The sequence below is a fragment of the Anaerobutyricum soehngenii genome (assembly GCF_009697165.1).
Lineage (GTDB): Bacteria > Bacillota > Clostridia > Lachnospirales > Lachnospiraceae > Anaerobutyricum > Anaerobutyricum soehngenii.
Map to the genome: position 1 here is coordinate 42,673 of NZ_VULP01000021.1, position 8,402 is coordinate 51,074.

Genomic DNA, 8,402 nt, shown 5'->3' on the forward strand with positions numbered 1-8,402 from the left:
TTATTTATCAGGAGAATAATCATGGAGAATATAACAATTAAAGATATTGTAAAGGCTGCCGAAGGACAGCTTTTATGTGGAGATGAGAATAAAGTAATCAAGGAGTTTTCAATCGATTCACGTTCCGGTAACGAGGATAGCATTTTTGTACCGATCATCGGGGAGAGAGTGGATGCACATAAGTTTATTGATGGCGCACTTAAGATAAATGGTGCGACGTTTACATCAGAGCATGATAAGCCGTTAACTGGTTTTGAGGATAAGCCATGGATTAAAGTGGCAGATACAGTAGAAGCGATGCAGAAGGTAGGAACATTTTACAGGAATCGTATGAATCTTCCGGTTGTTGCTGTAACAGGAAGTGTTGGAAAGACAACAACAAGAGAGATGATTAGCACAGCATTAGCTTCACAGAAGAGGGTATTCCAGACGATCGGGAATCAGAATAGTCAGATTGGTGTACCATTAACTCTTTCTCATCTTACAGCGGAAGATGAGATTGCCGTTCTTGAAATTGGCATGAGTGAAAGAGGGCAGATTGAGAAGCTTACCAATATGATTCGTCCGAATATAGCAGTTGTGACGATGATTGGAGTAAGTCATATTGCACAGTTGAAAACTCAGGAGAATATTTGTCTGGAGAAGATGGATATTGTAAAGGGACTTCCGGAAGATGGTATAGTCTTTTTGAATGGAGATGATAAGTTCCTTGCACCATATCGTGGAAAGCTTTCTCACAGAACATTTTTTTATGGACTGAATAAGGAATGTGATTATCGAGCAGAAGAAGTACGTGTGCGGGATGGACAGACCCTGTTTCATTTTTATTACAAAGATGGCGAAGCAGAGAAGAATATGGAAGTTGTTCTTGGCACTATGGGAGAGCATAATGTACGTAATGCCTTAGTTGCATTAGGGGTCGCACATCAGATGGGACTTGACATGGAAGTGGCAGCGAAGGCACTTAGTACTTTCCATGGACAGCGTCAGCAGATGCATACATTAAAGAGCTGTACGTTGATTGATGATACATATAATGCCAGCCCAGATTCTATGAAGGCAAGTATTTCGGTACTTTCTTCTATGGAAGGTGTGAAGGGCAGGAGAATTGCCGCACTGGCAGATATGCTTGAACTTGGAGAAAAGGAGAGGGATTATCATTATGAAGTAGGTAAGTTTATTGCTGGGACACAGGTAGATGAAGTTGCTGCCTACGGTGAACTTTCCGAAGAAATATTAAAAGGTATTGAAGACAATAATGCGAGAATTATTGTAAAGCATTTTGAGACAAGAGGAGAATTACAGGAGTATCTCTTAACATATGTACATCCAGATGACGTACTTTTATTAAAAGCGTCTAACGGAATGAAGTTAAAAGAGATAGCAGAAGCATTTTTACAGAATGAATAATTTTCAGAAAAAAGGGAGCTTTACAGATGAAGATATATATAATGAGACATGGAGAGACAAAGTGGAATAAGAGGAGTAAGCTTCAGGGACAGGTTGATATTCCTCTGGCACCTAAAGGTATCGAGCAGGCGCAGATGACAGCAGAAGGAATGAAGGAGATTCCTTTTGATCATATTTTTTCCAGTCCGTTAAAAAGAGCGTATAAAACGGCACAGATTGTTCGCATGGACCGTCCGATAGAGATTGTCCGCGATGACCGCCTGAAGGAGATGAGTTTTGGAACCTCCGAGGGAAAGTGTATCGGAAAGATTATGGAGAATCCGGCAATGACACGCTATCAGAGATTCCGTCTTGATCCAGAACATTTTCGCCCAGCAAAGTATGGAGAATATTTCCAGGATGTTTTAAGACGAACTGACGAATTCTTTAAAGAGGAGATTATTCCATTGGAAGGGAAAGCAGAGAATGTTCTTATTGTGGCACATGGCTGCGTAGTCAGAAGTTTTATCCTTAATTTGACAGGACGTTCCCTTGGTCAGTTTTGGAAGACACCTTTTGGAAAGAATTGCTCTTCGGTGGCATTTGAATATAAAAATGGTGAAATAAATATGATTTATGAGAATAAGTTATATTATGATACAGATTGTCCTGACTGGCAGCAGCAGATTCCTTCCTATAAGAAAGGATATAGAAAGTAAACATTTATAAGTGGATATTTACAGGTGAATATCTATGAGAAGATATGTATAAAGGTAAGTAATTATAATAAAATTGTGAGGTATTTATGGGAGAACAGATGGCATATAATGCGAATAGCATTGCAGTTCTTGAGGGACTAGAAGCGGTAAGAAAGCGTCCGGGAATGTATATCGGAAGTGTTTCAACCAGAGGTCTTAATCACCTTATTTATGAGATTGTAGATAACTCTGTAGATGAGCATCTGGCAGGGTATTGCAGTAATATTCAGGTGATTCTTGAAGAAGACGGAACGGCAACGGTTCGGGATAATGGACGAGGTATTCCTACAGGAATTAATAATAAGACAGGAATTCCGGCAGTAGAGATGGTATTTACTATGTTACATGCCGGAGGTAAGTTTGGTACAGGAGGTTATAAGATTTCCGGTGGCCTTCATGGAGTAGGAGCCTCCGTTGTTAATGCACTTTCTGTCTGGCTTGAAGTGAAAGTACAGTCAGATGGTAAGGTGTATCAGCAGATGTACGAGAGAGGAAAAGCAGTAGCACCGTTGGAAGTCATCGGCAAGTGTCGAAAAGGTGATACGGGAACGAGTGTTACTTTTTTACCAGATGGAGAAATATTTGATAAAACATACTTTAAGGCGGAATCCATTAAGAGCAGATTACATGAGACTGCTTATCTGAATCCTGGATTATCTATTACTTTTGAGAATAGAAGACCAGGAGAAGAGGAAACCGTCCTTTTTCATGAAGAAGAAGGATTAAAGGCTTATGTCAGAGATTTGAATAAGGGAAAGCCGGCAGTTGGTGAGATTGTTTATTTTAAGAAAAAGATCGATGATATTGAGGTGGAAGCAGCTTTTCAGTATGTAGATGAATTTCAGGAAACGATTATGGGATTCTGTAATAATATCTGTACGATGGAAGGTGGAACCCATATTACTGGATTTAAGACAAAGTTTACGTCTGTTATGAATCAGTATGCGAGAGAACTGGGAATTTTAAAAGAAAAAGATAAGAATTTTACCGGTGCAGATGTTCGTAACGGTATGACCGCAGTTCTTTCTGTTAAGCATAAAGATCCAAGATTTGAAGGACAGACTAAGACGAAGCTAGACAATCCGGATGCCGGAAAAGCAGTTAGTGAAGTACTTGGGGAAGAACTGACGTTATATTATGACAGGAATTTAGAAGAACTGAAAAAGGTGATTGCCTGTGCGGAAAAGTCTGCAAAGATTCGAAAAGCAGAGGAGAGAGCGAGAACGAATCTCATCTCGAAGTCCAAGTTTTCTATCGATACGAACGGAAAACTGGCAAACTGTGAGAGTCGTGTTCCAGAAGAGTGCGAGGTTTTTATTGTAGAGGGAGATTCTGCTGGCGGTTCTGCTAAAACAGCAAGAAATCGCCGTACACAGGCAATTCTGCCGATTCGTGGAAAGATTCTTAATGTGGAGAAGGCATCCATGGATAAAGTGCTTGCTAATGCGGAAATCAAGACAATGATTCATACTTTTGGATGTGGATTTTCAGAAGGCTATGGCAATGATTTTGATATTTCCAAGTTAAAGTATCATAAGATTGTCATTATGACAGATGCTGATGTAGATGGAGCACATATTGCAACATTGCTTCTGACATTTTTCTACCGTTTTATGCCAGATCTCATTCATCAGGGACATGTTTATCTGGCAACACCACCACTTTATAAAGCAATTCCGAAGCGGGGAAAAGAAGAATATCTTTATGATGATAGAGCATTAGAGAATTATCGAAAAACACATAAGAGTAACTTTACGCTACAGCGATTTAAAGGTCTTGGAGAGATGGATGCAGAGCAGCTTTGGGAAACAACGCTAAATCCAGAGACACGTATCTTAAAACAGGTTGAGATTGAGGACGGAAGACTTGCATCAGAAGTTACATCGATGTTGATGGGAAGTGAAGTTCCGCCGAGAAGAGAGTTTATCCATACGCATGCAAAGGATGCGGATCTGGATTTATAGAATAATGTACGTTCGGAATTTTTTCTTGTAAAGTCAAACAAAGAAAGATTTTGAAAGTACATAATAAAGAAACGGAGAGAAATATGTCTGAACAGATTATAAAAACAGAATTTTCTGATATTATGCAGAAGTCTTATATTGATTATGCGATGAGTGTCATCTGTCAGCGTGCCCTTCCGGATGTGAGGGATGGCTTGAAACCTGTACAGCGGAGAGTACTGTATGCGATGCAGGAGTTAGGACTTTCTGCCGATAAACCGCACCGTAAGTCAGCACGTATTGTTGGAGATACCATGGGTAAGTATCATCCACATGGTGACAGCTCAATCTATGAAGCATTAGTTGTAATGGAACAGGATTTTAAAAAAGGAATGCCCCTTGTTGACGGGCATGGTAACTTTGGCTCGATCGAGGGAGACGGAGCGGCGGCGATGCGTTACACAGAGGCAAAGCTTCAGAAATTCACACAGGAAGTCTACCTTGCAGATATGGACAAGAATGTGGTCGATTTCCAGTCAAACTTTGACGAAACAGAAAAAGAGCCGGTCGTACTTCCGGTTCGTATCCCAAATCTTTTGATTAATGGAGCAGAGGGAATCGCTGTCGGCATGACCACAAGCATTCCTCCACATAATCTTTCTGAAGTGGTAGACGGAGTGAAAGCTTATATGGATAATCCGGATATTACGACAGAAGAACTGATGGAATATGTAAAAGGACCGGATTTTCCGACAGGTGGAATCGTAGTCAATCAGAAAGAGCTAAAGAATATTTATGAAACAGGCAGTGGAAAGATGAAACTTCGAGGAAAGGTTCATTTTGAAAAAGCGAAAAAGCGCTCAGAAAGAGACAAGCTTGTTATCACAGAAATTCCATACACAATGATCGGTGCAAATATCAGTAAGTTTATTGCAGATGTGGTAGGTCTGATCGAGAATAAGACAACAAGTGATATTGTGGATGTTTCTAATGAGTCTTCAAAAGAAGGTATCCGTATTGTATTAGAACTTCGCCGGAATGCAGATGTAGAGCGCCTTGAGAATCTTCTATATAAGAAGACGAGATTAGAAGATACTTTTGGGGTAAATATGCTCGCTATTGCGAATGGAAGACCGGAACTTTTAAGCCTGAAAGATATCATAAGCTACCATACAAGATTCCATTACGAAGTACTCACAAGAAAGTATGAGACACTTCTGAAAAAAGAATTAGAACAAAAAGAAATTAAAGAAGGTCTGATCAAAGCAAGTGATATGATTGATTTGATCATAGAAATTCTTCGTGGCAGCAAGAGCTTAAAAGATGCAAAGAGCTGTCTGATTCATGGAGAAACAGACAATATTACTTTTAAGACACAAAAATCGAAAAAAGAAGCTTCAAAGCTTTGTTTTACAGAAAAGCAGGCTTCCGCTATTCTTGAGATGCGTCTGTATCGACTGATCGGTCTTGAGATTATGGCATTACAGGAAGAATACGCAGAAATCCTTAAAAAGATAGATAAATATCAGGATATTTTAGAGCATCCGGCTTCCATGAAGAAAGTGATGAAAAAAGATCTGGAAAAAATCAAAAAGATCTATGGATTTGAAAGAAAAACAGAACTTACCAATGCAAAAGCTGCAGTTGTAAAAGCACTGCCAATTGAAGAAAAAGAAGTTGTATTTGTCATGGATCGTTTCGGCTATTCTAAGATTCTTGATAAGAGTACGTACGAGAGAAATGAAGAAACCGTATTAAAAGAATACCGTCATATCGTTCACTGTATGAATACCGATAAAGTCTGTGTATTTACTGATACAGGTGTGATGCATCAGATAAAAGTGCAGGATATTCCATCAGGACGACTCCGGGATAAAGGAACCCCACTTGATAATATTGGGAATTATGACAGTAGAAATGAACAGATTCTTTTAATTGCACCGGATCGGGTATTAAAAGAGTCCTCCTTATTATTTGTTACTGCCGCATCCATGGTAAAGCTTGTTGATGGAGCAGAATTTATTGTACAGAAAAAGACAGTCGCTGCTACAAAGTTAGCAGAAGGGGATACTTTAACGGCAGTACGTATTGTCAACGCCAAAGAAAGTATCACTAATGCACAGATCATTATGCAGAGTGAAGAAGGCTATTTCCTTCGTTTTCCATTGGAAGAAGTAACAAGAAAGAAAAAAGGAGCAATCGGTATCCGCGGTATGAAGCTTCAGGAGCAGGATCATGTCAAGCACATATATCTTACCGGAGTGGAAGAGGAAGATACCCCATCTATTATTTATAAAGAAAAAGAACTGGTATTTAGTAAGATACGACTCATGGGAAGAGACGGAAAAGGAGTCAAGGTAAGAAGATAGGAACTGATTTGTAGATTTCGTGTAGACGAAAAAAGAAAAAATACCCTATCCCATCTGCTCTGTAGTCGCTGTATTTAAGATGCTCATCCGCATCTTAAACACGCTCCCAAGCCGCATCTGGGATAAGATATTTTTTCTTTTTTCTGACAACTCCAAATCTCTAGATGGGGATATCTTCCTACGGAATTGTAAAGATATTATAGTGAAAGAAATCGGGGCAATCGGAAGACTTTGGTTTTCACTGCTATTTTCTAATGGTGAAATAATTCTTTGATTAATCATAATTTTCTGGGGATTCCCCTTATTTTTTTCACACAAAATCCTGATTTCATCTGGAGCCAGCAAACAGAAAAGCAGAAATTTGATATAGAATGAAAAGTGATGTCGGAGCAAATAAAAATGCCGGTCAGGCATTTTCTATGCCGCGACTATCTTCACATTTCATTCTATATCAAATTTCTGCTTTTCGTCTGTTTCTCCTTAATGAATTAAATTTTTGTCACATTTGGTCCTCTTAATGCGTTACTATAGTAGAAGCACTTGTACAGGGGCGAAATTAAAAGAAGCAGGAGGAAGAATGATTGCTTGGAAGTTTAATGACTTACTGTAAGGAAGAAGATGGAGAAACTTTAGAACTTCTCTATCGTACATATAAAAATAAAATGTTTTATATTGCGATGAAATTGTTAGAAGATTCAGCAGAGGCGGAAAATATAGTACATGATACATTCTTGATTTTATTGGAACATTTGGAACGAATTGGTGATATAAAGGATAAAAAAACATGGAATTATATTGTTACTATATTAAAAAACCGTTGTTTTGATTGGATGAGAAAACAGAAGTATTATAAATATGCAGATGATAAAGAAAATTTCAATGTAGAGGAAAGTTTAGATGCAAAGGAGAATATTTTTAAAAATCATTTGGAAGAGGAAATTATCATCAGGGAAAAACAGGAACTATTGATAAAGTTGATCATGAATCTGAAATACCCTTATAAAGAAGTTTTATATTTGCAATATTATAACGAATTAGGGAGTAAAGAGATAGGGGAAATTCTTTCAATAAAGCCGGATAATGTGCGAAAGATAGCCAGCAGGGCGAGAAAAATATTGAAAGAGAAAATGATAGAAATGGGGTATGGGAGATGACAGATAAGAAGTTTGAAGAATTGTTGAAAGAAGCAGTGGAACAGTGTGCTGAAAAAGAATGGGAGGAAATCAGCCAAAAGAGTAAAAAGATTCGGTATAAGCCATCTAAAGAGTTCGAAGAAAAGATGGAAAATTTATATCAAAAAGAGAGTTGTCATAATAATTTTATCGGAGATGAGCAGACAAAAAGTAAAAGTCAGTTAAAAGATACAAAAAGTGAAAAAAGATATTTTCATAAATAAAATCCTTTCGTTTGCCATAGGCGGAAACCCACTACCTTTAGGTGGTGGGAGGAGCCTTGTAAATCTTTAATCGTTAACCCTGATTCTCAATATATTTTTGTATAGTGGCTGAAGATACTTCTCCAATGCTACAAGCAAAATATCCGTCTGACCAAAATATCTTCTTCTTCCAATACTGTTTAGATAGAAGCGAACCATATTTGTGCCGTAAATAATACGTTGTTTCTTGCTTTACAATTTTGACAATATCGCAAACTTTATCTGTTGTATCGTAACTTAATAAGAAATGTATATGATCTTTGTCGGTTTCTATAGCAATAATTTCGTAGCCATAAGCATTAGCAATATCGAAAATCTTTTGTTTAACATCATCAGCGATAGAATCTTTGAGTAATTGTTTACGATATTTGGTTACTAGAATGTTAATGATTTCATGAGCTGTCACCAGACTGCTCACACGAATTGTCATCAGATTGCTTAACTGCCTGTCATAGATAATGGTGGATTCGCCGCCCGAAAACGGGCGGCTGACTTTTACTTAGTTGTG

At 38.2% G+C, this 8,402-nt stretch carries 7 protein-coding genes; 6 read left to right on the forward strand and 1 reads right to left on the reverse strand.

What is annotated here, in order from left to right; genetic code table 11:
* The first annotated feature begins 21 nt into the window (after positions 1 to 21).
* From FYJ25_RS10165 to FYJ25_RS10190, 6 genes are all read left to right on the forward strand, one after another.
* Positions 22 to 1,410, forward strand: a complete 1,389-nt coding sequence (locus tag FYJ25_RS10165; protein WP_096239339.1) for a UDP-N-acetylmuramoyl-tripeptide--D-alanyl-D-alanine ligase — start codon at positions 22 to 24, stop codon at positions 1,408 to 1,410.
* A 26-nt stretch (positions 1,411 to 1,436) separates the two neighbouring features.
* The gene (locus FYJ25_RS10170) at positions 1,437 to 2,108 is read left to right on the forward strand and encodes a histidine phosphatase family protein (protein WP_021908200.1); all 672 of its coding nucleotides are present in this window, start codon (positions 1,437 to 1,439) and stop codon (positions 2,106 to 2,108) included.
* An 86-nt stretch (positions 2,109 to 2,194) separates the two neighbouring features.
* Positions 2,195 to 4,111 carry a DNA gyrase/topoisomerase IV subunit B gene (locus FYJ25_RS10175; RefSeq protein WP_154581236.1) on the forward strand — a complete coding sequence of 639 codons (1,917 nt, stop codon included), beginning with the start codon at positions 2,195 to 2,197 and terminating at the stop codon, positions 4,109 to 4,111.
* A gap of 83 nt (positions 4,112 to 4,194) precedes the next feature.
* Positions 4,195 to 6,459, forward strand: a complete 2,265-nt coding sequence (locus FYJ25_RS10180) for a DNA gyrase/topoisomerase IV subunit A (protein ID WP_154581237.1) — start codon at positions 4,195 to 4,197, stop codon at positions 6,457 to 6,459.
* 581 nt (positions 6,460 to 7,040) lie between these two features.
* Complete coding sequence (locus tag FYJ25_RS10185) at positions 7,041 to 7,613, forward strand: RNA polymerase sigma factor (RefSeq protein ID WP_096239344.1); 573 nt, start codon at positions 7,041 to 7,043, stop codon at positions 7,611 to 7,613.
* Positions 7,610 to 7,855, forward strand: a complete 246-nt coding sequence (locus tag FYJ25_RS10190; RefSeq protein ID WP_096239345.1) for a hypothetical protein — start codon at positions 7,610 to 7,612, stop codon at positions 7,853 to 7,855. Before FYJ25_RS10185 ends, FYJ25_RS10190 begins: the two co-directional genes overlap by 4 nt.
* Before the next feature lie 73 nt (positions 7,856 to 7,928).
* Here the strand turns inward: FYJ25_RS10190 and tnpA are convergent, their stop codons facing one another.
* Positions 7,929 to 8,324, reverse strand: coding sequence for an IS200/IS605 family transposase (gene tnpA / locus FYJ25_RS10195; protein WP_154581238.1), 396 nt, complete (start codon positions 8,322 to 8,324; stop codon positions 7,929 to 7,931).
* Positions 8,325 to 8,402: the final 78 nt, after the last annotated feature.

Bases quoted from the DNA above. Each gene is read 5' to 3' on its own strand.
- FYJ25_RS10170 (WP_021908200.1), top strand. From the start codon at position 1,437: ATGAAGATATATATAATGAGACATGGAGAGACAAAGTGGAATAAGAGG.
- FYJ25_RS10175 (WP_154581236.1), top strand. From the start codon at position 2,195: ATGGGAGAACAGATGGCATATAATGCGAATAGCATTGCAGTTCTTGAG.
- tnpA (WP_154581238.1), bottom strand. From the start codon at position 8,324: ATGACAATTCGTGTGAGCAGTCTGGTGACAGCTCATGAAATCATTAAC.
- FYJ25_RS10190 (WP_096239345.1), top strand. From the start codon at position 7,610: ATGACAGATAAGAAGTTTGAAGAATTGTTGAAAGAAGCAGTGGAACAG.
- FYJ25_RS10165 (WP_096239339.1), top strand. From the start codon at position 22: ATGGAGAATATAACAATTAAAGATATTGTAAAGGCTGCCGAAGGACAG.
- FYJ25_RS10180 (WP_154581237.1), top strand. From the start codon at position 4,195: ATGTCTGAACAGATTATAAAAACAGAATTTTCTGATATTATGCAGAAG.